Below are 24,875 nucleotides of genomic sequence, written 5' to 3' on the forward strand. Positions count from 1 at the left end.
CTTAAAATTTTAGCCTTCAAAAATAGAAAAATTAAATAGCTTTGTAACGTAATAATCAATTAATAAAATTATGTTTGGAGATATGATGAATATGATGGGTAAACTTAAAGAAGCCCAGAAAAAGATTGAAGAAACTAAAAAACGCTTAGATTCTGTTTTGGTTGATGAAACAAGTAGCGACAATAAACTTAAAGTGACGCTCACTGCAAACCGAACCATTAAATCTGTTGAGATTGATGATGAATTACTCAAAGACAAAGAACAACTAGAAGATTACCTTATCCTTACTCTAAACAAAGCTATTGAAAAAGCTACAAAAATTAACGAAGCTGAACTAGCTGCTACAGCAAAAGAAGGCATGCCTAATATTCCTGGAATGGATATGTTTAAATAACCTTTTGTAACGTACTTAATAGTTTGCCATGCATGATACTCGTATAGTCTAGGTGTGTGACCATACGCAGCTTATTGCTTCCCATACTGATTATATGAATATCTTTATCTGCCAATTTTTGTACAAAGGTGCTTTCATTCACACCTGCATTTAATTCGAAGATAATAATATTGGTTTCAATCGGTTCAACAGTTTTTATAATGGATAATTGAGACAAGGCCTCTCCTATTTCTTTAGCCTTTTTATGGTCTTCTACTAATCTTTCCACATGATTATCCAAAGCATACAATCCAGCTGCTGCTAAATAACCTGCTTGCCGCATATTACCTCCAAAAATTTTTCTAATACGTAGGGCTTGTTTCATAATTTCTGAATCACCTACTAAAACAGATCCTATAGGGCACCCCAATCCTTTACTTAAGCATACAGAAATCGTATCAAAAATATCTCCATACTGTTTAGCTGTTTCATTTTTGGCTATCAATGCGTTCCATATACGTGCACCATCTAAATGAAACCCAAGATTATTTTCATCACAAATCGTTCTTATTTTTTTTATCTCATCAAATTCCCAACAAGCACCTCCTCCTTTATTTGTGGTATTTTCTATTTCCACCAAACTTGTTTGACTATAATAATAGGCATCTGGATTTATGGCATCCAAGACTTGTTCGGCTTTAAACATCCCTCTGTTTCCGTCTATCAGATTACAAGAAACTCCACTATTAAAAGATGCACCTCCGGATTCATAATTATAAATATGAGCGTATTTATCGCAAATAACCTGATCACCTGGGTTTGTATGTAATTTTAGTGCCGTTTGGTTTGCCATTGTTCCACTAGGGAAAAATAAAGCGTCACTTTTCCCAAACATACCTGCTATACGTGCTTCTAATTCATTTGCTGTTGGATCTTCTCTAAATACATCATCTCCAACTTTTGCTTGCATCATAGCATCAAGCATACCTGTAGTTGGTTTTGCAACGGTGTCACTTCTTAGGTCTATTGTCATTTAAAATGTTTTATAAAATATTTTTCGGGTTGTTTTGTTTTTGTATCAGAGATTTTAATTTATCTGAAACTGGAATATCAAATTTTCGCGCAAATAATTTATTTGATTTATTAATTTTTTCAAAATCAGTTATATCTAACAAAGCAGGCGAAGGGCTGTCTTTACCAACTCTATCTGGATCCCAATCAATGTACCTTAAATTATCATTTACTACATTTTTTGAGAAATCAGAATTCATTATTATGGTTTGAAAATACATTTCTTCAGAGCAAAAGGTATGCTTCATTCTATTAATTAAATAAGGCTTTTCTCTTGTATAGTCTATTACATATTGCAATGTATTCCTGGTTAAACTCCACCAGGTGAATCCACCATAAAGCTTCCCTATACGCCTCGAAATACGCCTTTTTAAATGTAGTTTTTTTTGAATTCTAACTAATCTCCACAACCATTTTATATACTTTTTTGCATCAATTAAATCAAAAAAATTATAATATTCTAATCTATCTAATCCCCCATTTTGATTCTCCCAGGTTTTAGATGGTATTTCAAAAAATTCTAAATGATCATATAGTTTTGGAGCGTTTAAAAAATTTTTAAAATAAGAAAGGTCTTTAACAGGGAAATCCTGTCCGCTTATTAAATGAAAATATTTGTTTTCTTGATTTTTCAAAGCTTCTTTTGCTAATAGCAAATAGGACTTTAAATGATTTAAACCACCCCAGTTTATATTATATTTTCTTGATAAAAATTTAATATTATCTATGTCTTTTATTTTGTCTATTATATGTTTTTCAACTTTTATTTTCTTATCTATATGTATAAATAATTCGAAATCGTTATCAAAAAATGTAACAATATCAATTAAATGATCAAAATTTTTATAAGCTGTAATTAGTATGGCTTGCTTCATTATTTTTATCTAACAAAAAGATTTATTAATTTGATAGTTGTAAATAATATAAATTTATTGTTTACAACTTTAGCTAATATTTTATATTTTAAGCTACTGTATTCTTTTCCTATAAATTCATTTATTGGATAGGCTCTAACACTTTCTAAAATCGAAATTTTTTCTTTAAAAGTTCTTAAAGAATACTGTGCTTTTATCATTTTTATTATTGTAAAAAAAGTAAAAGCGTCTCTCCTAAATCTAAAATTACTGCATATATCTTCTTTATACTGAATGGAACTCTTTTCTAAATCATTAATTAAATTACTAAAATCAATAATTAACGCGAAAAAATAAGTAACGATCCTTTTTTTATAGGCTAAATTATTTCCTCGCATTGTTGATTCTGGAGACTGAAAATATATATAAATAGTAATGGGACAAAAAGCAACACGTTTTGCATTTAAAAATAAAGCTAAAGTAAAATCAACATCCCCGTCATAATCGCTTTGTTTAAAATTAATTTCTGCTGCTTCTAAAAATCCTTTACGTATAAAATACCACCATATTTCGTAACGAATGCCTTTGTTTTCTTTAAGGAATTGATTCCCACTAACTATTGAAGAGTATTTCATTTCTCCTTGCGAGGTATCTAAATCATATAATGCCTCGTCGGATGTCTCCAAGGCATTAAATCCCATGAGATCTAAATTATGAGCTATTGCATAATCAAGCTGGGTTCCTAATGAATTATGTGTAACATAATCATCTGCATCAACAAAATATAGATAGTCTCCTTTAGCTAATTTTAAAAGTTTGTTCCTAGTAGCAATAACGCCTTGGTTTTCGTGTGAATGCAAAAAGATATTATAATGTTTCTTAGAATAGTCACCAACAATTTCACCGCTTTTATCTGTAGACCCGTCATTAAAGACAATGATTTCATAGTCTTGTTTTGATATATTTTGATTTAACAAACTATCAAGACACCTTCCAATATATAACTCTGCATTGTAGACTGGAATTAAAATACTAAGTTTCATATTATTTAATTTTAATACTATCTAAAGCGTGTAACAAATTATCTAAAGAAGTTTTATTAATCTTAGCTTATAAAGTAACCTAAGAGGGTATAGTAGAATAAAGAAAAGGTATTTATTATTAAAAATGAATGCTGTTATTTTAAACTTTCTCTGAGAATATTGGTCTCCTATAAAATTATTTAACGGGTAAGCTTTTAGTTTATTAAATCCTTTCAATATGTCATTAGTTTTTTTAATTGAAATATCAGCTTTAATAATTTTATAAAACATAAAATAAATAATAACACTTCTCTTAAATTCTATATTCTTTATAATAGTTATTACATTGCTGTCATTTTCTTTTGAGATTTCTGATATAAGTACATTCAAACTATAAACTAAACTAGTATAATCTTCAATTATTTTTTTTAAATGCTCTTGGGTGTCTTTATTTGTTATAGAAGTATGATTTTCAACATACCTGTGAGCATCTATTGGTAAAAAAGCAGCTCTTTTTGATCGCAAAAAAATATTAAAAGTAAATACTACATCTTCAAAAAACTTACCTTCTACAAACTTAAAACCTGTACTTAATAAAAAATCTTTCTTTATTATATACCAACAAGCTCCTAAATCGTGGTGTTTATTCTTAACCAAGAAATCTGTTCCTTTTAATACGTTTATATCTTCTCTTAATTCTTTTGTTTTTGAAGTAAATAAATCCAATTTATGCGTAGGTAGCGATGAAAAACCTAATAAATCCAATTCAAATTTAACTTGATAGTTTAAAATAATATCTAGCATATTAAAAGCCAAATAATCATCGGCATCAATAAAATATAGATACTCCCCTTTTGCTAAAGTTATTCCAATATTTCTTGTTGCCCCTAATCCATGATTAACCTGACTATAAACATTAATATTATGATACTGTTTTTTAAACGTTTCAACAATATTTAATCCATTATCTGTAGACCCATCATTAATTAATATAATTTCATAATTATCAGTATCCAGGTTTTGATTTACCAAACTATTCAAGCATCGTTCAATACATGCTTCTGCATTATAAAAAGGTACAATAATACTTAATAGCATATTATGTTAATTAGTTTTACTAAGCTAATACTATCACTAAATAATCTAGAACTTTTCAGATTAAAAGTGATTATTTGCGTTATAGCTTACTTATTAAATTATTGATTAAAAAAACATTAACTTGATAAAGGTTTTTATTTTTATTAAAAACACAGTAATTAATTTCATACAAAAATATTTATATGCTGAACATTTATAAATCCGTTGTGTCATACAATATTTCAAAAAAAGTACTTCAAATTATAATTATTACTCCAATAATTATGACTATTCTAATGGGGCTTTTATTTATTATTCCAGCTACCTCTGATTTTGGTTTTTGGCTACTTGAAGAAAATTCCCCGGTTGAGTTATTAACTTTTTTCCTTTTTTTAATAGGGGGCATTTATGGTATTCGTTTTGTTTTTAAGCATAAAAGAGATTTAGAAATTTATGTATGTATATTTTATACTTTATTTTCTATTTGTCTAATACTAATTGCCATGGAAGAGATTGCATGGGGACAGTGGTTCTTTCACTTTGAAACTCCCGAAAAATGGTCTAAAATAAACATGCAAGGTGAAACCACGCTTCATAATTTAAAAGGAATGCAAGGGCATTCAGAAGTTCTACGAATCATTTTCGGATTAGGAGGTGGTTTTGGAATATTGTTAAGCTATTTTTCTAAATTTAATAAGATAAGCGTCCCTCCTTTTCTTTTTACTTGGTTTTTAATTATTTTTTGTCATGGAGTCATTGATTTTATACAAGACATTATTGTAATTAGTTCTAAATACGATTTTGCAATTGTAAAAACTTCAGAGTTTATTGAACTTTTAATCGCTGGTAGTTCATTTCTATACTTATGGTTCAATTTTAAAAAGTTAAGAATTGAAATTTTTCAAAACTGATTTTGTTTAAAATCCAAAATACATCTAAATAAATAAACTAATTACATTAATACTTTTATTTAATTATCACTTCTTTATTTAAATAAAAAACATAGCATAAAATTAGACTCATCACAAACATTTCACCGCCATCTTCTACAAGCGTAAACCTATTACTGTGATAAGGTATTGCTATATGAAGAAGATCAATAAATATCCCAAAAAAGACTAGTAACAGAACTAAAACAAAAACATTCTTTGTTATTTTTTTCCCTTCTAAATCTATTTTTAAATATGAAAATATAAACAATATTAAAAACACAAATCCAACAGAAAAGGAAACCAAAATTTCACCAAAATCTTGGGGACGTAAATTAAATCTCGGTTGTATTTCGAAATAATCTTTTAAATATTTGCCATAATTTTCGTGAAAGGCCAAAGAATCATCCAATAACAGATAAAAAAAGAATAATGCCCAAACAAGATATATCAAGTACTTTTTCTTTTGTGCTATGAAAAGAAAAAGTATAAATATCCAAAATTCTTTCATGTATTGGTAAAATTCAGAATATCCTAGGTCAAGCTCTAGAGAACAGTAAGGGTTCCCATCTATCATATTATGCACATATAAGGTGTGTAATATTAAAAACATAAAATCCGTAATAACTAATAAAACCAAAAATGATTTATTAGCTATTATGGATTTATATATATCTGCAAAAACCTCTTTTAAGTTCATTTTTATTTGTTATCTAATTATCGTTTCGATTTGACTAAAATTGGCAACAGTATATTTTGCCAAATACTCTTTTGCTAATAAAGCTTTATTCTGCTCATGTATGTTTAAACCATTATCAGCTAAACAAATTGTAATCCAATTGAGCTTGTTTGGTGTGATAAAATCTTTTTTAAGGTTGTCTCCAATGTAAAAATACTGAGCTATACCAAATACATTTTCAAAATGTTTATAATTATTAATATTAGGTTTTTCACTACCAAATTCTTCAGATATTATAATCTCTGAGAACCAAGTATTTAACTGTAAAGCTTTGATTTTGTTTCTTTGCTGTACACTTCTACCATCAGTCAATAAACCCATATTTACATTTTCATGTTTTAATTTATCAAGAACATCTCGACGGTCTTTAGACAATTCCAATTTGGGTTGATGATTTCTATAAACACGCAATAAATCCTGTATACTATAACAAGTACAATATTTTTTAATAACGACTTCAAACACATTTTCATTTTTATAATAATATGCCAGCATATCATTATATATGGATTCAGCATCTGTATTTACATCATTAGCAATTTTTGTTGATATGTCTTTATAAGCAGATTTTAAAAAATCAATTTCATTGTAGAGTGTATCATCTAAATCAAAAATCACAGTTTTATTAGTCTTTGTAGTCATTTACTAAAATTTCATCATCATACCTTAACATTAACAAATCAGCTTTCCAATCATCATAATAGTCTAAATTCTTATTTAAAATATATTCCCAAATAATCCATTTAGGATAATTCCCACCTGCCAAATACGAAAGCGGAAAGCCTCCACCAAATCTAGGGTTAATTTCAATTCCTTTTATCTCTTTATTAACCTTATGCATAAAGACCTGAACCGTTATACAACCTCTCGCTCCTTTTAAAGATGAAAAAATTTTCTCTAAATATCTTTTAACTTCATTTTTTTTGGTAATCCCTTTACTAACTTCGCCTGCCCTTATTTCTACACGTTTACGAGGTATAACACACTTTAAATCACTTGCTTTACTATAATATAAATCGCATGTATATTCATCGTAAAGATCATGGTCTAAATATTCAAAAAAGTAGAGTGAACGACTCTCCAACATGTATTTAGAGATCTGGTTTTTACTTTTAATGATGTAATTTTCCGAACTATTACTCCCATTTTTTGGTTTTATAAACAGGGGTAGTTTGTACTTGTTTTTTGAGTATATTTTTGAAGTACTAACACCTATTTTTTCAAATAATTTGTGGGTTTTCAGTTTGTTTCTACTTTTTTTAATCAATGCCTTATCGGACAATACAATTTTTATATTAGCTTCTAAGAATTTTTCATAATTTTCAGAGAGTATTGGTAACTCTGTATCAAGCGTAGGAATGATTACTTCAACCTTGTTTTCTATGCAAATTTTATAAAGAACATCAATATAACGATTGCTATCAATTTTACAAATTTCAAATGCTTTATGAGCCACTTGTGCAGCAGCAGATAGTTCTGGAAGCGCATCAGTAACAAAAACTTGCCCCTGTTCATCTATTAGCTTTAATTCTTTAATAAAAGCTTTAACCAATGAAACTCTTCTACCAGCAGATGTAATTAAGATATTGCTCATAAATAATTTTGATTCCTTGTTAATTTTTCATCCTTAAAAAAGGGTTCAGTATTAAAAACAGAACATAATAAAGGTATTTAATGTTAAATAATCTTGTTATGAGTACATAAGTAAAACCTTTATAATCATTCCCTAAAAATTTGTTTAATGGATAAACTTTAATTTCTGTCATACTATTCATAATAGCCTTAACTTCCTTAAATCTTATTTCAGATTTTAAAATTCTTATCATCATAAAAAATACAAATGACTGTTGGCGAGCTTTTAACCTACTTAAACATTTCAAATTACTGCTTTCCGAATTGCTTATTTCTTCAATTAATTCATTAAACTCTTTTGCTGCATTACCGTTATCGTAAATAACCTTTATATAATGTTTAGGTTCTTTACTTGTCATTGCAGACCCCTCTACCTTTACATGTCTATGAGCATCTATAGACAAATGCGCCATTTTTTTGGCTTTTATAAATAAAGTAGTGGTGAAAATAGCATCTTCCATCCATCTACCTTCGATAAATTTCAGCCGAAAATCTTTAATAAATGATCTTTTAGTGACATACCACCAAACTTCATTTTTATAACCAATAGTTCCTATATAATCAATCCCAGTCATTTTATCAATGGTGAATTTTTGATTAGTATTTGAACTTGAATCATAAAGAGCTGTATTGGTTGTTCCTATTGATGAAAATGTTAAAACTTGCAAATCATGGTCGTCAATGTAATCCAAAATTGGCTTTAAAACATTAGAAGCTAGATAATCATCTGGATCAATAAAATAAATATATCTTCCTTTTGCCAAATCGATTCCTTTATTTCTGGCACTTCCTACACCTGCATTTTCTTGACTATGCACATGAATATTTGAATAACCCGATTCAAACTTTCTAACAATGGAAACACTATTATCTGTAGATCCATCATCAATTATAAGGATCTCATAATCAATAGGATCCAGGTTTTGATCCAAGAGGCTATTAATACAAGATGCAACATATTTTTCTACATTATATAATGGTATAATTATACTTAGCCTCAAATGATCAAAAATTTGTTAAACAAAAAATGTGGTTACCACATAAGGAACGCATAGCTTTTCATGTCCTAAAACTTGTATTTGCTGTGAGATGAGAGATTTAGAATGAAAGAATGGTTGGTTTTCTTCAATATAACTAAATATAAGATATAAATATGCTATTTATGAATAAATCCGATAAAAAGTAGAATTTTCCTATAAAACAAAATTATATTTTAATATAGACTAATTAGTTCTATTTTTGTTCAAAATAAAATAACTTATGATTACTTCAGATCAGATTAAAGATCTTAATACCCGCCTTGACAAACTAAGGCACTATCTTTGACGTAGATGTTAAACTTATAGAAATACAAAACGAAGAAGAACAAACGTTCGATCCCAATTTTTGGAATGACCCTAAAGCTGCAGAGGCGATTATGAAATCTTTGCGAGTTAAGAAAAAATGGGTTGAAGATTATAATAAACTAAAGACCCAAATTGAAGATTTAGAAGTCCTTTACGAGTTTTATAAAGAAGGTGAATCTACCGCAGAAGATGTTGAGGGATTATATAATGAAACATCCGTTTTTCTAGAAAACATAGAGTTTAAAAACATGCTTTCTGAAGAAGGCGATAGCTTAAGTGCCGTATTGCAAATCACAGCAGGAGCCGGTGGTACAGAAAGCTGTGATTGGGCTAGTATGCTCATGCGTATGTACTTAATGTATGCAGAAAAAAGTGGATTTAAAGTAAAAGAGCTTAACTTTCAAGAAGGAGACGTTGCAGGTATTAAAACGGTGACTTTAGAAATTGAGGGCGACTTTTCTTTTGGCTGGTTAAAAGGTGAAAATGGAGTGCATCGTTTAGTGAGAATTTCTCCTTTTGATAGTAATGCCAAACGACATACAAGTTTTGCTTCTGTTTATGTTTACCCTTTAGTTGATGATACTATTGAAATTGAAATTAACCCAGCAGATATTGAAATTACAACAGCTAGGTCTAGTGGTGCTGGTGGACAAAATGTAAATAAAGTTGAAACCAAAGTACAACTAACCCATAAACCAACAGGTATTCAAATCTCATGTTCAGAGACGAGATCACAGCATGATAACAGAGCACGTGCTATGCAAATGTTGAAATCGCAGTTATATGAAATCGAACTCCAAAAGCAACTGGCTCAGCGTGATGATATTGAAGCTGGTAAAATGAAAATTGAATGGGGAAGTCAAATTCGTAATTATGTAATGCATCCATATAAATTGGTTAAAGATGTTAGAACAGCCCATGAAACAGGCAATGTCGATGCCGTTATGGATGGAAATATAGACGCGTTTTTGAAATCTTATTTAATGATGATGGGACAAAAAGTGGAAGACGATAATCAATTATAAAACATCCATAGGAAACAATTATATCTAATTTAAGAAAATTATGAGAGTCACAATATTTTTCATTTTTTTAGCGACTTATACTATAAGCTATGGGCAGAAAAACGATAAAATTTCTACCATAGATTTTGTTCAAATCTTAAATGATAACAAAGAAGAAGCGGTATACTACTATCAAAATAATTGGAAAGTACTTAGAAACATGGCAATTGATAAAAAGTATATTCATTCATTTCAAATATTAGAAACGCAAGCAAATGAAGATGCTCCGTTTCATTTAATGCTTATTACGACTTACCTCAATGAAGCACAATATAAACTTAGAGAAGATCATTTTTCTGAATTGATAAAAGAAAAAGGTGAGTTAAAGTTATTAAATGATAAAAAACCGGGAGCGTTTAGAAAAACACTGTTTAGTAAAGAAAGAACGCTTCATTGGAAATAATAAAACCGTAGAAACAATACATGAATACAATAGATACTATAATTTTTGACCTTGGTGGGGTTTTAATAGACTGGAATCCTGAATACGTTTATTTGGATGAATTTAATGGAGACCGTGAAAAAATGCAATGGTTTTTCGATAATATTTGCACAAGCGACTGGAACGAAAATCAGGACGCAGGTTACCCTATGGCAAAAGCAACTGAAGAACGAGTGGCCCTTTTTCCAGAACATGAACCCTTAATTAGAATGTTTTATGGAAGATGGGTAGAAATGCTTGGAGAAGAAATAAGTGGTACTGTAAACATTCTTAAAGCACTTAAAACTTCTAATAAATATAAAGTTGTTGCTTTAACCAATTGGAGTGGTGAAACCTTCCCTATCGCTCTGGATAAATTTGAGTTTTTACAATGGTTTGAAGGTATCGTCGTCTCTGGAGATGAAAAAACCAGAAAACCTTTTGATGACATTTATAATCTTACTCTAGATCGTTTTAATGTCACTGCTGAAAAATCAATTTTTATTGATGATAACTTAAGAAATATTGAAGCAGCTAACGCTTTGGGCATCAATGGAATTCAGTTTAAATCCCCAGAACAACTTATACAACAATTAAAAAATTATAACATCCAATTATAATGATAAAAATATACCATAATAATCGCTGTAGTAAATCGCGTTGCGGATTAGAAATACTTGAAAAATCTGATAAGGAATTTGAAATAGTTAAATACCTGGAAGATGTTCCAAATAAAAAGGAATTAAAGGATCTTATAAAACTACTTGGTATAAAACCGATAGAATTGGTTAGAAAGAATGAATCTGTTTGGAAAGAGCGTTTCAAAAACAAAGATTTAAGCGATGAAGACATCATTTCTGCAATGGTTGAAAACCCTAAACTTATAGAACGTCCAATCATTATAAATGGTAAAAAGGCTGTTATTGGCAGACCTCCCGAAAAAATACTTGATATTATCTAATACTTTGCGGTCTCTTATTAACACAATTTTAACCCTTCGTCATTAAACCTTAAGTTACTTTTACTGTTTTAATAGTAAATGTAATTAATGAATAAATTTATTTCAACTAGCTTGGCTCTTTTATTAGGCATGTTCGCCTCTTATGCTCAACCAAAAAACGAAGAGGTTTCAAGAACAGGGTCAGTTATATTAAAAGATGTTATAATAACGGGTAAAGTTCTTGATAAGGAAACCAAAGAACCTCTTGAGTATGCCACAGTTTCATTTTTTAATAAACAAAAAAACAAAATCGTTGCAGGCGGCATTACAGATATAAATGGGGCGTTTAGTATTCCTGTCCCTAAAGGGGTTTACAATATTTCAATTGAATACATTTCCTTTATTACACAAACAATTACAAACAAAAAGATTATATCCGACATAAACCTAGGTACCTTTCTTCTTGAGATTGATTTAGAATCACTTGATGAGGTGGAAATAATAGCAGAACGAACTACAGTTGAAATAAAACTTGATAAGAAAATATACAATGTTGGCAAAGACCTTACCGTTAGCGGTGGTAATGTTAGTGATGTTTTAGATAATGTACCATCCGTATCTGTAGATGGTGAAGGCAATGTGGCTCTAAGAGGAAATGACAATGTACGCATACTTATAAATGGTAAACCCTCTGGGTTAGTTGGCCTAAACTCTACAGATGCATTGAAACTACTCCCAGCCGAGTCTATTGAAAAAGTTGAAGTTATAACCTCGCCTTCCGCCAGATATGAAGCAGAAGGGACAGCAGGTATTTTAAATATTATTTTGCGTCGCAGTAAGTTAATTGGACTTAACGGTTCCGTAACAGCTAATGTCGGGCATCCGGATGCTGCCGGGCTTTCTGGAAATATTAACTATAGAACCGGAAATATTAATGTTTTCAGTACAACCTCATATAGGTATAATGAACGTTTAGGTCACTGGTATAACGACGTAAAATATAACGATATAAATACCCCAGATTTAGATGAAAAAAGAAACTGGGTAGATATAAGGAAAGGTATTACGACTAACACAGGTATTGAATGGTACATAAATGATTTAGCTTCATTAACTACAGCTATTGTGTATAGTAATAACAATAACGACGATCGATCCACTAACAATCTAGTTCAGTTAGATAAAAATACAGGTACAACTACCAGAAACATTAGGTTAAACCCAGAACTTGGAGATAACGAAACGATACAGTATTCTGTTAATTTTGTAAAAGATTTTAAAGACAGTGATCAAAAATTAACTTTCGATTTTCAGTACGAAAACACTAATAATGATCGAAATTCAATAGTAAATTTTGATGGTGTAAATACTGAAATGGTCGCAACTTTAATAGATCAAACAAAGATATTATTACAAAGTGATTATGTATTGCCTATTGGTGAAATGAGTCAATTTGAAATAGGATATCGTGGCGATTTTAGTAATAATACTACCGACTTTAGAGTTGACACGTTAAATGTTAGTACAAATATGTTTGATGTCAATAAAAATCTAACTAATATTTTTAATTTTAAACAATATTTAACTGCTGCATATATTCAATTTGGTAGTAAAATAGATAAGTTTTCATACTTACTAGGGTTACGTTTAGAAAACACAAGAACGACCTTAGATCAACCTACTACAGGAGACTTTAAAAGAAAAAACCTCACAGGTTTATTTCCTACTGTTAATTTAAATTACGAAATAAGCGAAGATGAAAGCTTCACCCTCGGCTATAATCGTCGGTTAAGAAGGCCCAGAGGTTTTATGTTAAACCCCTTTCCTTCAAGATCTAGTATAACTAATGTATTTCAAGGTAATCCAGATTTAGATCCGACCTACACAGATAGATTTGAATTGGGCTATTTAAATAGGTTTAATAATAAATTCACATTAAGCTCTGCCCTATACTACGGTCATTCTACTAATGTGATGACATTTGTAAGTAGACAAACAGGGGAAACTGTTATTATAAATGGTGAAGAATTTCCAGTTATTGAAAGAGGCCCAGTAAATTTAGCTACAGCAAACAGGTATGGTTTCGAATTTAATTTAAACTATAGTCCTTCTAGAAAATGGCGCGTAAATACAGATTTCAATATTTTTAAATTTAAAAGAGATGGCAACTTTGAAGGTATAAATTTAGATGCAGATAATTTAAACTGGTCGGCTAGATTAACTAATAAATTAACATTGCCTTATAAAGTAGATTGGCAAACTACCATGAATTATAATGGACCAAGTGATGATGCACAAAATAATAGAAAAGGGAGGTTAACTACTAATCTAGCATTTAGTAAAGACTTATTTAAGGAAAAAGCTTCTATAGCATTTAATATTAGGGATGTTTTTAATAGTAATATTTTTAAAAATCATATTACAGCAGAAACTTTCACAGCAGATCAAGAAATTCAATTTAGAGGAGGACGCATCTATAATCTATCGTTTACGTATAGGTTTAATCAACAGAAAAAACGAGAACGTAATGGTGATAATTTCGATGGCGGTGGTGGCGTAGAAATGTAAATTGAAGTCATAAAAAAAGGAAGCTAAAATCATTAGCTTCCTTTTTTTATTAATTATTTAGTCAAATAATGTTATGAATTTTGACGTTTTGCTTTTTTCTCTTCTCTAATTTCTTTTAATCTTTCGATTAAAGAACCTCCTATCCAATAAGGTATAACAAAAGTTAATAAGAATATCATTAACCAAAATCCTATTGTTAATATGGTTAAGAAAGCTAAAAATCCTAAATATTGATCAAAATCAAACATAATTGTAAGTGTCTTTTAAAAAATCTTATGCAAAGATAATGCAAAGCTATTTGTTACACAATATCAAATTAAAATTTATTAGAAGAGTTATCCTTAATTTAAATTAGGCTGTGGTGTCATTCTCAAGTAAGGTTTAACTTCTTTAAACCCTTTAGGAAAAATGCCTGGGATATCTTCTGTTGCTACTGCTGGTACAACAACACAATCATCTCCATTATTCCAATTTGCTGGAGTTGCCACTTTATGGTATGCTGTTAATTGCAAAGAATCGATAACGCGTAATAATTCATCAAAATTTCTACCAGTTGATGCAGGGTAAGTTATAGTTAGTTTCACTTTTTTATCTGCACCAATAACAAAAACCGATCGTACTGTTAACTTACTATCCGCATTAGGATGAATCATATCATACAGTTCTGATACTTTTCTATCTTCATCTGCAATAATAGGAAAGTTAACTGTCGTTTCCTGTGTTTCATTAATATCATTAATCCAACCATGATGCGAGTCGATACCATCTACGCTAAGTGCAACCACTTTTACATTACGTTTATCAAATTCAGCTTTATATTTTGCTACTGTTCCCAATTCTGTTGTGCAAACTGGGGTGTAATCTGCTGGGTGTGAAAATAAAATACCCCAACTATCTCCTAACCAATCATGAAAATTAATAGTACCCTCTGTTGATTCTGCTGTAAAATTTGGAGCTACGTCCCCTAATCTAATTGCTGCCATAATTATGATTTTTAAATGTTTATAAAATTAATTTTGTATAAATAAATGTCTATTCTTTATAATCCACTACAAGATACTATTTTTACAAGAGATATTATAAATAAGTATGTTAGACAAGTGTTAAAAAAGTCTTTAAAAAACTAACATATATCATATTAAAAAGCATCTCAAAACAATTAACTTTGTAACTTAAATTTAATCATTAAAGAGATGAGTTACAGAATAGAGAAAGATACTATGGGAGAGGTTAAAGTTCCTGCTGATAAGCTTTGGGGGGCTCAAACTGAACGATCAAGAAACAATTTTAAAATTGGAGCTCCAGCTTCTATGCCACTAGAAATAATTTACGGATTTGCGTATCTAAAAAAAGCTGCTGCATATACCAATTGCAAACTTGGAGTTTTATCTACTGAAAAACGAGATTTAATTGCTAGTGTTTGTGATGAAATATTAGAAGGTAAACACGATGATCAATTCCCTTTAGTTATATGGCAAACTGGATCGGGAACTCAAAGTAACATGAATGTTAATGAGGTTATTGCAAACAGAGCACACCAAATAGCTGGAAAAGTAATTGGAGAAGGGGAAAAAACGATTCAACCAAATGATGATGTTAATAAATCTCAATCTTCTAACGACACCTTCCCTACCGGTATGCATATAGCTGCTTACAAAAAAGTAGTTGAAACAACCATTCCTGGTATAAAACAATTACGAGATACTTTAAATAAAAAATCTAATGACTTCAAACACGTGGTAAAAATTGGACGTACCCATTTAATGGATGCTACGCCACTTACACTCGGACAAGAACTTTCGGGTTATGTCGCTCAATTAGACCATGGTATTAAAGCTTTAGAAAATACATTACCACATTTAAGTGAATTAGCACTTGGTGGTACTGCAGTTGGAACAGGCTTGAACACACCGAAAGGATACAGCAAGCTCGTTGCAGAATATATAGCAGAATTTACAGATTTACCTTTTGTAACAGCACCAAACAAATTTGAGGCTCTAGCTGCCCATGATGCTTTAGTAGAAACCCATGGTGCATTAAAACAAATAGCCGTTTCTTTAAATAAAATTGCAAATGATGTTAGAATGATGGCTTCTGGACCACGTTCAGGTATTGGAGAAATCATCATTCCTGCCAATGAACCAGGAAGTTCTATCATGCCGGGAAAAGTTAATCCAACTCAATGTGAAGCATTAACTATGGTTTGTGCTCAAGTTATGGGGAACGATGTAGCTATTTCTGTAGGTGGCCTACAAGGACATTATGAATTAAATGTGTTTAAACCTGTAATGGCCGCAAACGTATTACATTCGGCACAGTTGATTGGTGATGCTTGTGTAAGTTTTGATTTAAATTGTGCGGTAGGTATAGAACCTAATAACGAAGTTATTACTAAATTACTAAACAACTCTTTAATGCTAGTCACTGCTTTAAACACAAAAATTGGTTATTACAAAGCTGCTGAAATTGCTAATACTGCTCATAAAAATGGGACGACATTAAAAGAAGAAGCTGTTAATTTAGGTTATGTTACTGCTGAAGATTACGATAACTGGGTTAAACCCGAAGATATGGTAGGAAGCCTAAAATAATTTCATAAAAATATAGCATAAAAAAACAGGTAAATATTAGATTACCTGTTTTTTTTGGTTGGTTAGTTAGCTATCAATCCTTTTATTTAAAAATGAAAAGGAAATCGTTCCAAATATATAATTAAACATTTAATCGATAGTTAACAAATGTTAATTCTTATCAATTTTTTTTCTTATTCTACTTAATTGTACTGGGGTTATGCTCAAATATGATGCTATGTGGTACTGTGGAATTAAATCATCTATTCCAGATATTTTCTTTCTCAACTTTAAATATCGCTCTGTGGCATCCATAGAAATAAACTCCAATTGACGTTCTTCATATTTGATAAAAACACGTTCTAAAACTTTGCTATACAAATTGCTAATATGAATATCTTCTGCGCAAAGTCTAGTAACTTCTTCGAAACTTAACTCATACACTTTACATTCAGTAAGTGTTTCGTAAGTTAGTTTAGAAGGTTGTTTTTTAATCAAAGCTGTAAGTGACCCAACAAAGCTAAAAGGCATAAAAAAATTCTTATTATACTCCTTTCCTTTTTCTGAACTAAGATAAGCACGTATCATTCCAGATATTAGCATATAGATTTTATCTGGAACCTCCCCTGGTTTATCTATTTGATATCCCTTTTCAAGTTTTCTAAACGTAGATATACTGGTAAGCTTCTCAAAAGTTTCTTCTGAAACATCTAAAAATGAATTTAAAAAAATAACATTTGGATTCATTGTCTATAATTTTTAAGCTGCTTCAGATACATTTAGAGTTAATGAACTCATCTTGACTTTTTCTATTTCCTAAAAAATGGCCAAAATTCGCCCATATTTTGTTACTGTTTTTATGCTTAGCACTGCTATGCCTTGCAAAAAATGCCTCATCTGAACAAATTTTATCTCATTTTCGGTTAAAAACAAAAAGTCAAGATGAGTTCATTGTGTACCTGTATTGAAAACAAAATTAAAACATAGTTTAATTGTTATCAATGATGACATTTCAGTATATAGTAAAATAACACCTTCTGTAAAATTACTAATAAATTTCTCTATAATTTGCAGATAAATTTGTTTAGATGCACTATTTCGTGAGCATCTTGAAAGACCAGAACGTATTATTCGATAAATGGTCATTCTTCCCATATAACCCAATAATATTAATTTTGTAGGTTAAATTCAGTACAAACCTAGTAGTTTTTCTTATGGTTTTTCAGATTTAAATTAATAATTGAGCGTTAAAATTATGGTATAAAGAAGCCTCAAGTAAAAACTTGAGGCTTCTTTCTGCTCTTAAGTGTTATATATGATTCACTTTAAAGTAAATTCTGAACTTGATACAAGATCTTTTTCATTAAAAACGTTAACAATATAACGTCCTTTTTCAAAATTACCTTTTCCTTTTGATGCTACGAATTCACATATATTAAGGCTAGCATTTTCGTAATTAAACTTACTAATAATACTATAATTTAATGTTTTCCCATCAAAATAAACTTGATCATTTAATCCTAAAGTATTATTTTTTGGGTCAATTACCTGTACATATAATTCTTGGTCTCCAGCTTGAACTAAACCATTTTTAGCAACAGTAAAACATACTCTAATTTTGTCTGTACGACTAGCTCTCTCTGTTGGTATTAGTTTTCCTGAAGTTCTTTCAATAACTCCAAAACCTTTTAATCCAACCGTATTTAAAACTGCTGCATTTTCAACTACTTCGGCTAAAGCATTATTTTGAACTAATAGAGAATCAGTAAACATAGTACGCTCTTCTAAACGCACACGGGTACTATCTAAAGATGTAGCCAAATATGAATTCTCAACTCTTAACGAATCATTTTGTGCCATTAATACATCCATTTCCTTTTGTAAGGATTGATATTTCTTTTTGTATCTCCATAAACTTTTTACGTTAGTTTCAGAAATCTTTAATGAGTCAATTAAACCTTGGATACGTGCTCTTGCATCAGTTAAATTTTTGTTTGCGACATCATTTTCGCTAATAGCCACATCATACTGTTTTGCCATAGCGTTTAAATCGTTCATAACTAATTGCTTCTCTTCTGTTAAATCTTTTTGTATCTGATTACTGCTCTTATACAAATTCATTGTATAAAACCCAGTTCCTAAGAATAAAACTAATGCAATTCCTAATCCTACTTTAAGCCCCATATTGCTCTTGCTGTTTTCCATAATTACTTGTTTTTAAGTGTTTTTAAAATCTAGTGCTGTTATAATATTAATAGTTTATTTTTTTATGCCGTAAACAAATATAATGGTGTATTTTTAGTACTCAAAAATTTATTTACATAAAATGGATAAACTAGTTTTATTTAAAAATTCTTCACGAAATAAATTATTAAACAAACGCCTTGGTGAATCCAAATTTGGCCAACATGTTAAAATATTAACCAGCATTTCCAATATATACGAACAACTTAAAAATTTGGATGTTGTTTATGTAGTAATTGGTCTACCAGAAGATGTGGGAGTATTTGCAAACCATGGAAAAACAGGAGCTTCAAAGGCTTGGGAGTCCGCCATTAAAGTTTTGTTAAACATTCAAAGTAATCATTATACAAAGGCAGAAAACGTTTTAATTTTGGGGCATCTTGATTTTTCTTCAGAGATGTTAGAGGTTTCAAAGCTGGATGTTTCTAAGAAAAAAGATATTTTAAAAGCTAGAAAAATAGTTACGAAGATTGATAACCATGTATCCTATATTATCAATCAAATAGTTTTAGCAGGTAAAAAACCAATTATTATTGGTGGCGGACACAATAATGCCTATGGAAATATTAAAGGCGCTTCATTGGCATTTAACAAACCTATTAATGTTATTAATTTTGATGCGCATTCAGATTTTAGACCAGAGGAAGGGCGCCATAGCGGAAATGGTTTTAGTTATGCTTATGCTGAAGGGTTTTTAAAAAACTATTTTATTTTCGGTCTACATGAAAATTACACTTCAGAGAAATTATTTAAGACCCTTAATAAAGTAAAGCCTTTAAAGTATAATACATTCGAATCTTTAGAAATTAGAAAAGAATTAAAGTTTAAAAGTGAATTAAATCGTGCATTAATACATATTTCTAAAGCACCATTTGGTATTGAAATAGATTGTGATGCCATTGAAAACATTCCAAGCAGTGCCTGCACACCTAGCGGTTTTAGTGTTAATAAAACCAGACAGTTTTTAAACTTTTTTGCCAAACAGGATAATGCCTGTTATTTACATATCTGTGAAGCTGCTCCAGATAAAAAAACAAGTACCAAGGTTGGAAAACTTATTACCTATTTAATTACAGATTTTATAAAGTCATAGTATCTATGTATTAAATTTTTAATATTAATTAATATATTTGCATAAGCGCTTATATAAATAACAATATTATGGATGCATTACGTGGATATGGAGAACTAGGATTAGGCTCTCGGCTTAAAAGAGTAAGTGAATATATGATGAAAGAAACTCAATTAGTTTATAATCACTTTAATGTGGATTTTGACCCTTACCTTTTTCCAATATTTAAGATTATAGTCAACAAAAAAGGTGTTACAAATTCTGAAATACAAAACTCGTTACAATTTACACAGCCTGCCATAACACAGGCTATTAATAAATTAAACGATAAAGGCTTAATTGTATATGATTCGGATAAATTAGATAAACGAAAAAAATTAATTTCCCTATCAGGTAAAGGACACGATGTATTAGAAAGGTTAAAACCTATCTGGAAAGCTATTGACAAAGTGATTAAGGTATATACCTTAGAAAGCTCTTCTTCTTTAATTGAACATTTAAATATTTTGGAAAATAAGCTTAACACTAAAAGTTTTAGTGAAACGATCATTAATAATATTAAAATGAATACTACACAAACACTTGAAATCATTTCTTTTGAAAAACAATATGCTAAGGATTTTTATGAGTTGAACGTAGAGTGGTTGAAAACATTTTTTTATGTAGAACCTTATGATGAGGAAGTCTTAAGCAAACCTGAACAGTATATTATTGAAAAAGGAGGGCATATATTTTTTGCAAAAATCAATAACCAAATAGTCGGAACTGTTGCACTCATGCCTATTGGTAATGAAGGACTTTTTGAATTAACAAAAATGGCTGTTTCACCAGAGCATCGCGGGTATAAAATTGGTCAACAACTTATGCAATATTGTATTGATTTTGCCAAAGGAATGGGATTACCAAAGCTTGTACTCTACTCCAATACAACTTTAGAGAATGCCATTTATATATACAAGAAGTACGGGTTTATTGAAAAACCCTTAGAACCTGATACACCTTATAAACGAAGTGATATTAAAATGGAATTGGTGTTTTAGACCAAAGCTATCTCTTTGAAAAGTTGTTGACCTGCAAACATATATTTTTAATTAATTAGCTTTTAACGAATCTATCTGCTTCTGTAACCTTTCAATTTCTTCTGCTTTTTTCTTATCCTGAACTTGTTTTAGGAACCCATCATTTGGAATCATCATGACAGAATCTTTTACAGTTTCAGAGATATCAATTTCTTTAGTGTCTTCAGCAAAATAATACCCTATACCTTCGCTAGCTCTCCAGGCTTCATTTAACTGCTCATAAACCGTTTTGTCCCATTGACTTGGATGCTTTACATCTATCCAAATAACATCTCTATACTCACTATCTATCAATGCTAGATCTGGTGTCGCCGAACCATCAAAATTATCAGAACCTTCTCTAATAGCAGAAATAGTCCCTAAGAAAAACATACGTTTTCTCCCTGCAATATCTTTTATATATGGTCTAAACTCAACGGGTTTATTCACCGACCAATCAAACTCTTTACGAGATTCAATAACTTTTAAAGGCATGGCAGAAACCCCTGCATAGCCTTGCTTTTTTGATGCATGATCGTAATAATAAATGGCATCGGTGCCATCTGCAGGAATAAAAACACTAAAAGTTAAACTAGTACGCTCATCCCCTACTGGTTCTAAACCAAACCAATGATACAACCCACTATACGCATCCGAATCGGTGTCAGAAAAATCAAAATCGGTTACAAAAGGTTGTTGGTTTTGATCATCTGGTAAATTAGGAATCTTAACAGCTGTTTCCATATTCCACGGCAACGGATCACTAAAACCTCCTAAAAACTTTAAGGATTCTGCTTGTAAACGTGATACTTTTTCTGCTAATGTATTTTGTTTTGTGAGATAAGGGTGATTCTTCATCTCTTCAGGACTTATATAAGTCCCTTTTCCTATTAAAATACGTTCTATATAATCGTTAAAATCGTGTTCTCCACTCTCAATAACCATAACGCCCCCAAAAGTTGGATAAGGAAACAAAAAACCTTTCCACTTAATCAGACTCACAACTTCTACCCATTGCCCTGTATCATTTTTCATATAATAGGTATCACTAGGTTCCATTGTAAATAATTGAAAAAAGTTGAACCGTTGTACTACAGCATTATAGGTGTTTCTACTAAACTTTAGTGATTCTCCTATTGAAAACGTTACGGGAATTCTATTTTCATTAGAAAATCTGGGAAATGGTGTGGTGCTGGATACGGCAAAAACCTCTTCGGTATTATCAGTCATACCCTGCCACATATACTTTTCAGTAGGTTGAATAGCCATTGTCCATTTATTCTCGTCGCCTACTCTTACTAGATGTGGTAACGAGACATCTTTAGTTTCCCCAACACTCTCATTGGCCATAGAAAACACATTCCTTAAAGGTTGTATACGTTCATTTTGTGTTAGTGGCAATTCATTAATTTCAATTCTATTTAGATTATTAAAAACATTGTATGTCTTCATATAATCATACATTTTGAAATACCAGCCTACTACGTATAAAATCCCGAAGAAAACAACTAATAACCCCAAAATACCTAGGCGTCTTCCTGTACTAGCTAAGTTTCTAAACTTTTTAAGACCAAAAAACAATACAATGGCACTTAATAAAATGATAAAAATAAATTTTCTAATAAATAACAACGCTGGTTGATAATCGTCACGTAAAACAAATAATAAGATAAGTAAGATTAACGCAATAATTATGGTTGTAATCTTTTGTCGTTTTCCTTTATTCCAGTAATTTTTGATCATTTCTCATGTTTTGTCATTGCGAAACTTTTTATTAAAAGTTGTAGCAATCTGTTTGTTTTTATAGTTTTAATTTAAAAGATGCTTCGACAAGCTCAGCATGACAATTAATGTTATAATTGGCTTTTTAGTTTATAACAACCCTTTATCTTTCAAGCGTTCTCTAGCACTTTTCTCTTCCTTTTTTGGAGCTTCTTTTATTTCTTTTTCATCTTCAACCACCTCTGCATCTTTAGTTTTTAAATCTTCAATGAAGTCTTTCCCTTTTTCAATGGTATCGTGTACTATATCTTCTAAAGAATCTGATTTTTCTTCAATAACTTCTCCAGATTTAAAAACAAAATTTGCTAAATAAGTGCCTGCTAAAGTACCAACAATCATAGAAGCAAATATTGAAATAGTCGCTATATCAATTGGAATTAAAAAACGAGTAATAACGATGCCTATTAAAAATAGAAATCCAATAAAAATTAGTCGTACTAAAAACGTTTGCTGATAAACAAAACCCTTTTTATCTGTAGGTTTCATTTGTAATTCTTTCGAATTAAAAACTTTATTAAAAAAGCGATATAAACCGTTTCCGCGAGACTCTCTCCAATATAGAAAGGCTCCAAAAAATATGGCTGCAATAAAAATTATTAATTCTAGTCCCATGTTGTTGTATAGTTTGAAGCTTGGAGTTAGAAGTTTGGAGTTTCTTACTCATGCTTGTTAATTGTTTTTTTAGTTATTCTCCTCCTTTTTAAGGAGAAGTGGATTTTGATTTCTTAAAATCAAAAGACGAGGTGGTTATTTCACCCATCCGTCTTTAATTCTTTAAAAGAATTAAATCCACCTTCCCTTAATAAGGGAAGGAGCTTATTAATTACTATGTATAAAGTTAGTATACAATTATTAAACTTTGTTACTAATAATTGCTATGGCCCATTCTTTAAGCGAATCGTCCCATGACTTGAAACTAGCATAAAAATCTTCTTTATCGTACCAATACCAATATAAAATATCTTTAGGTGATATGTTTACCAGCAGTTTCCAAATTAAATCCTGATGTTTTCCTTCTAAAGAGGAATGTGGTTTATGCAATGCTTCAAATAATTTTGAATCAACAATATCAGCTATTTTGTATTGATTGCTCGTTTCCAATTTTTCCAAATAGCGCTCCACACTCATCACTTTTTTACGAGATTCAATATCTAATTTATTTAGGTAACTTTTATACAAAATAGGGTTTTCTAGAATATCTTTAACCGGATGCTCTGTTTTTTCCAGGTATTGAGTCATTTCGTATTTTTTAATACGCTCGTAACGCTCTGTTTTTACTGCTACTTCTAAATCATATTCTATAATAACATGATCGCGTAATTTATCCATTAACTCTGTCTGATGTATATGATAAATTAGCACCTCATAATTCGTGTCTTTAATAGCTTCCTTATGCCAGTTTTCATCTTCAAAAACTACGATAGGAGTAATAAAATCACGTAAAACATAGACACCTCCAAAAGCTCTAGTATAAAAGGAACTTACTGAGAAATCTATGGCTGGTAATTCTAAATCCCTAGTCCGTAAGTCGCCATATGTTTTGGCAGAATTCAATAATTCTAAATGAATTTCTTCATCTATAAAGTTATGACCTTCTTTAAATTTTTCAATGAGTTGGAATTGTTCATTTTGCTGATGATACAGGTTATTCATTAAATGAAAATTAATGTGTACCGTATTATATTTCAACACATCCAAAGGTTCATAAAAAGCATCTATTTTTTGATCAAAATCAATACAGATTGCTGAATCTCTGGTAATATCATTGATTTTATCTCCATAGGTTTTAAAGATCTGCTGCATCATTTCCCTATCAAAAGTATGATACGGTAAATACACAGGCTTGCCTTTTTGTAATGGTGAGATAATGATCCCGTGTGGATTCGCTTCTCCGTTATTTAAGTAATGAAGATTCTCTTTTTCTTCTGCAACTTCTGGGCTCCAGCCTATACCGTCTATATGAAACGTTTTTAACTTTGTTTTGGCAAACCCAAGTTTTACTAAACATTTGTTATAACGCTCTACTAATTTGCCACTAATGGGAATTAGTTCGCTTCTATATAAATTGGCTTCTTTTAATTTTTGCACGTTTTTGTCATTCCCACAAAGGTGG

At 30.4% G+C, this 24,875-nt stretch carries 25 protein-coding genes; 10 read left to right on the top strand and 15 right to left on the bottom strand.

Features of this window, described 5'->3' with window-relative positions:
• Nucleotides 1-70 precede the first annotated feature (70 nt).
• Nucleotides 71-394 carry a YbaB/EbfC family nucleoid-associated protein gene (locus tag Q4Q34_RS17670; RefSeq protein ID WP_303317743.1) on the top strand — a complete coding sequence of 108 codons (324 nt, stop codon included), beginning with the start codon at nucleotides 71-73 and terminating at the stop codon, nucleotides 392-394.
• Here the strand turns inward: Q4Q34_RS17670 and Q4Q34_RS17675 are convergent.
• Genes Q4Q34_RS17675 through Q4Q34_RS17690 form a run of 4 tightly spaced genes read right to left on the bottom strand, consistent with a single transcriptional unit; the run spans nucleotide 387 to nucleotide 4,418 of the window.
• Nucleotides 387-1,406, bottom strand: coding sequence for a threonine aldolase family protein (locus Q4Q34_RS17675; RefSeq protein ID WP_303317744.1), 1,020 nt, complete (start codon nucleotides 1,404-1,406; stop codon nucleotides 387-389). The genes Q4Q34_RS17670 and Q4Q34_RS17675 overlap by 8 nt on opposite strands.
• 10 nt (nucleotides 1,407-1,416) lie before the next feature.
• Complete coding sequence (locus Q4Q34_RS17680) at nucleotides 1,417-2,319, bottom strand: beta-1,6-N-acetylglucosaminyltransferase (RefSeq protein WP_303317745.1); 903 nt, start codon at nucleotides 2,317-2,319, stop codon at nucleotides 1,417-1,419.
• Nucleotides 2,320-2,324: 5 nt separating this feature from the next.
• On the bottom strand, nucleotides 2,325-3,341 hold the full coding sequence (locus Q4Q34_RS17685; protein ID WP_303317746.1) for a glycosyltransferase: 1,017 nt from the start codon (nucleotides 3,339-3,341) through the stop codon (nucleotides 2,325-2,327).
• 42 nt (nucleotides 3,342-3,383) lie between these two features.
• Nucleotides 3,384-4,418, bottom strand: a complete 1,035-nt coding sequence (locus Q4Q34_RS17690; RefSeq protein ID WP_303317747.1) for a glycosyltransferase — start codon at nucleotides 4,416-4,418, stop codon at nucleotides 3,384-3,386.
• Between the two features lie 182 nt (nucleotides 4,419-4,600).
• Here Q4Q34_RS17690 and Q4Q34_RS17695 point away from each other — a divergent pair, with 182 nt between their 5' ends.
• A complete protein-coding gene (locus Q4Q34_RS17695) occupies nucleotides 4,601-5,308 on the top strand; it encodes a hypothetical protein (RefSeq protein WP_303317748.1) in 708 nt (235 codons plus the stop codon).
• A 55-nt stretch (nucleotides 5,309-5,363) separates the two neighbouring features.
• Here the strand turns inward: Q4Q34_RS17695 and Q4Q34_RS17700 are convergent, their stop codons facing one another.
• Genes Q4Q34_RS17700 through Q4Q34_RS17715 form a run of 4 tightly spaced genes read right to left on the bottom strand, consistent with a single transcriptional unit; the run spans nucleotide 5,364 to nucleotide 8,698 of the window.
• Complete coding sequence (locus Q4Q34_RS17700) at nucleotides 5,364-6,026, bottom strand: hypothetical protein (protein ID WP_303317749.1); 663 nt, start codon at nucleotides 6,024-6,026, stop codon at nucleotides 5,364-5,366.
• 9 nt (nucleotides 6,027-6,035) lie between these two features.
• Nucleotides 6,036-6,707: an HAD family hydrolase gene (locus Q4Q34_RS17705; RefSeq protein WP_303317750.1), complete on the bottom strand. Its 672-nt coding sequence runs from the start codon at nucleotides 6,705-6,707 to the stop codon at nucleotides 6,036-6,038.
• Nucleotides 6,691-7,659 carry an ATP-grasp domain-containing protein gene (locus Q4Q34_RS17710; RefSeq protein ID WP_303317751.1) on the bottom strand — a complete coding sequence of 323 codons (969 nt, stop codon included), beginning with the start codon at nucleotides 7,657-7,659 and terminating at the stop codon, nucleotides 6,691-6,693. Before Q4Q34_RS17710 ends, Q4Q34_RS17705 begins: the two co-directional genes overlap by 17 nt.
• Before the next feature lie 19 nt (nucleotides 7,660-7,678).
• Entirely contained in the window at nucleotides 7,679-8,698 is a 1,020-nt protein-coding gene (locus Q4Q34_RS17715; RefSeq protein ID WP_303317752.1) for a glycosyltransferase, read from the bottom strand.
• Nucleotides 8,699-8,957: 259 nt separating this feature from the next.
• Between Q4Q34_RS17715 and prfB the strand changes: the two genes are divergently transcribed.
• From prfB to Q4Q34_RS17740, 5 genes are all read left to right on the top strand, one after another.
• Nucleotides 8,958-10,068 (top strand): peptide chain release factor 2 gene (prfB, locus tag Q4Q34_RS17720; protein ID WP_303317753.1). Its coding sequence is split into 2 segments (ribosomal slippage): nucleotides 8,958-9,020 and nucleotides 9,022-10,068, totalling 1,110 coding nucleotides; the frame shifts between segments, so codons are not numbered across the junction.
• Between the two features lie 40 nt (nucleotides 10,069-10,108).
• Nucleotides 10,109-10,510, top strand: a complete 402-nt coding sequence (locus tag Q4Q34_RS17725; RefSeq protein WP_303317754.1) for a hypothetical protein — start codon at nucleotides 10,109-10,111, stop codon at nucleotides 10,508-10,510.
• Nucleotides 10,511-10,530: 20 nt separating this feature from the next.
• Complete coding sequence (locus Q4Q34_RS17730; protein WP_303317755.1) at nucleotides 10,531-11,148, top strand: HAD family hydrolase; 618 nt, start codon at nucleotides 10,531-10,533, stop codon at nucleotides 11,146-11,148.
• The gene (gene arsC / locus Q4Q34_RS17735; RefSeq protein ID WP_303317756.1) at nucleotides 11,148-11,489 is read left to right on the top strand and encodes an arsenate reductase (glutaredoxin); all 342 of its coding nucleotides are present in this window, start codon (nucleotides 11,148-11,150) and stop codon (nucleotides 11,487-11,489) included. Before Q4Q34_RS17730 ends, arsC begins: the two co-directional genes overlap by 1 nt.
• An 87-nt stretch (nucleotides 11,490-11,576) precedes the next feature.
• The gene (locus tag Q4Q34_RS17740; protein WP_303317757.1) at nucleotides 11,577-14,036 is read left to right on the top strand and encodes a TonB-dependent receptor domain-containing protein; all 2,460 of its coding nucleotides are present in this window, start codon (nucleotides 11,577-11,579) and stop codon (nucleotides 14,034-14,036) included.
• A gap of 71 nt (nucleotides 14,037-14,107) precedes the next feature.
• On the opposite strand, the gene Q4Q34_RS17745 is transcribed toward Q4Q34_RS17740, so the two are convergent.
• Both Q4Q34_RS17745 and Q4Q34_RS17750 read right to left on the bottom strand, forming a co-directional pair.
• The gene (locus Q4Q34_RS17745; protein ID WP_162880248.1) at nucleotides 14,108-14,284 is read right to left on the bottom strand and encodes a hypothetical protein; all 177 of its coding nucleotides are present in this window, start codon (nucleotides 14,282-14,284) and stop codon (nucleotides 14,108-14,110) included.
• Between the two features lie 93 nt (nucleotides 14,285-14,377).
• On the bottom strand, nucleotides 14,378-15,019 hold the full coding sequence (locus Q4Q34_RS17750; RefSeq protein ID WP_303317758.1) for a peroxiredoxin: 642 nt from the start codon (nucleotides 15,017-15,019) through the stop codon (nucleotides 14,378-14,380).
• Between the two features lie 210 nt (nucleotides 15,020-15,229).
• On the opposite strand from Q4Q34_RS17750, the gene fumC reads away from it, so the two are divergent.
• Entirely contained in the window at nucleotides 15,230-16,627 is a 1,398-nt protein-coding gene (fumC, locus tag Q4Q34_RS17755; protein ID WP_303317759.1) for a class II fumarate hydratase, read from the top strand.
• A gap of 150 nt (nucleotides 16,628-16,777) precedes the next feature.
• On the opposite strand, the gene Q4Q34_RS17760 is transcribed toward fumC, so the two are convergent.
• Complete coding sequence (locus Q4Q34_RS17760; RefSeq protein ID WP_303317760.1) at nucleotides 16,778-17,353, bottom strand: Crp/Fnr family transcriptional regulator; 576 nt, start codon at nucleotides 17,351-17,353, stop codon at nucleotides 16,778-16,780.
• Nucleotides 17,354-17,926: 573 nt separating this feature from the next.
• A complete protein-coding gene (locus tag Q4Q34_RS17765) occupies nucleotides 17,927-18,811 on the bottom strand; it encodes a chromosome partitioning protein ParA (RefSeq protein ID WP_303317761.1) in 885 nt (294 codons plus the stop codon).
• A 121-nt stretch (nucleotides 18,812-18,932) separates the two neighbouring features.
• On the opposite strand from Q4Q34_RS17765, the gene Q4Q34_RS17770 reads away from it, so the two are divergent.
• Nucleotides 18,933-19,943, top strand: coding sequence for a formimidoylglutamase (locus Q4Q34_RS17770; RefSeq protein ID WP_303317762.1), 1,011 nt, complete (start codon nucleotides 18,933-18,935; stop codon nucleotides 19,941-19,943).
• A 68-nt stretch (nucleotides 19,944-20,011) separates the two neighbouring features.
• Nucleotides 20,012-20,962 carry a bifunctional helix-turn-helix transcriptional regulator/GNAT family N-acetyltransferase gene (locus Q4Q34_RS17775; RefSeq protein ID WP_330444557.1) on the top strand — a complete coding sequence of 317 codons (951 nt, stop codon included), beginning with the start codon at nucleotides 20,012-20,014 and terminating at the stop codon, nucleotides 20,960-20,962.
• A 51-nt stretch (nucleotides 20,963-21,013) separates the two neighbouring features.
• On the opposite strand, the gene Q4Q34_RS17780 is transcribed toward Q4Q34_RS17775, so the two are convergent.
• The 3 genes from Q4Q34_RS17780 to Q4Q34_RS17790 all read right to left on the bottom strand — a co-directional run bounded on the left by Q4Q34_RS17780 (nucleotide 21,014) and on the right by Q4Q34_RS17790 (nucleotide 24,850).
• Entirely contained in the window at nucleotides 21,014-22,723 is a 1,710-nt protein-coding gene (locus tag Q4Q34_RS17780; RefSeq protein ID WP_303317763.1) for a hypothetical protein, read from the bottom strand.
• A gap of 129 nt (nucleotides 22,724-22,852) precedes the next feature.
• On the bottom strand, nucleotides 22,853-23,374 hold the full coding sequence (locus tag Q4Q34_RS17785; RefSeq protein ID WP_303317764.1) for a hypothetical protein: 522 nt from the start codon (nucleotides 23,372-23,374) through the stop codon (nucleotides 22,853-22,855).
• Between the two features lie 240 nt (nucleotides 23,375-23,614).
• Nucleotides 23,615-24,850 (bottom strand): DUF6638 family protein, encoded by a 1,236-nt coding sequence (locus tag Q4Q34_RS17790; RefSeq protein WP_303317765.1) that lies wholly within the window; start codon nucleotides 24,848-24,850, stop codon nucleotides 23,615-23,617.
• Between the last annotated feature and the right edge of the window lie 25 nt (nucleotides 24,851-24,875).

This window comes from Flavivirga abyssicola, from assembly GCF_030540775.2.
In the GTDB taxonomy this organism is placed as follows: domain Bacteria; phylum Bacteroidota; class Bacteroidia; order Flavobacteriales; family Flavobacteriaceae; genus Flavivirga; species Flavivirga abyssicola.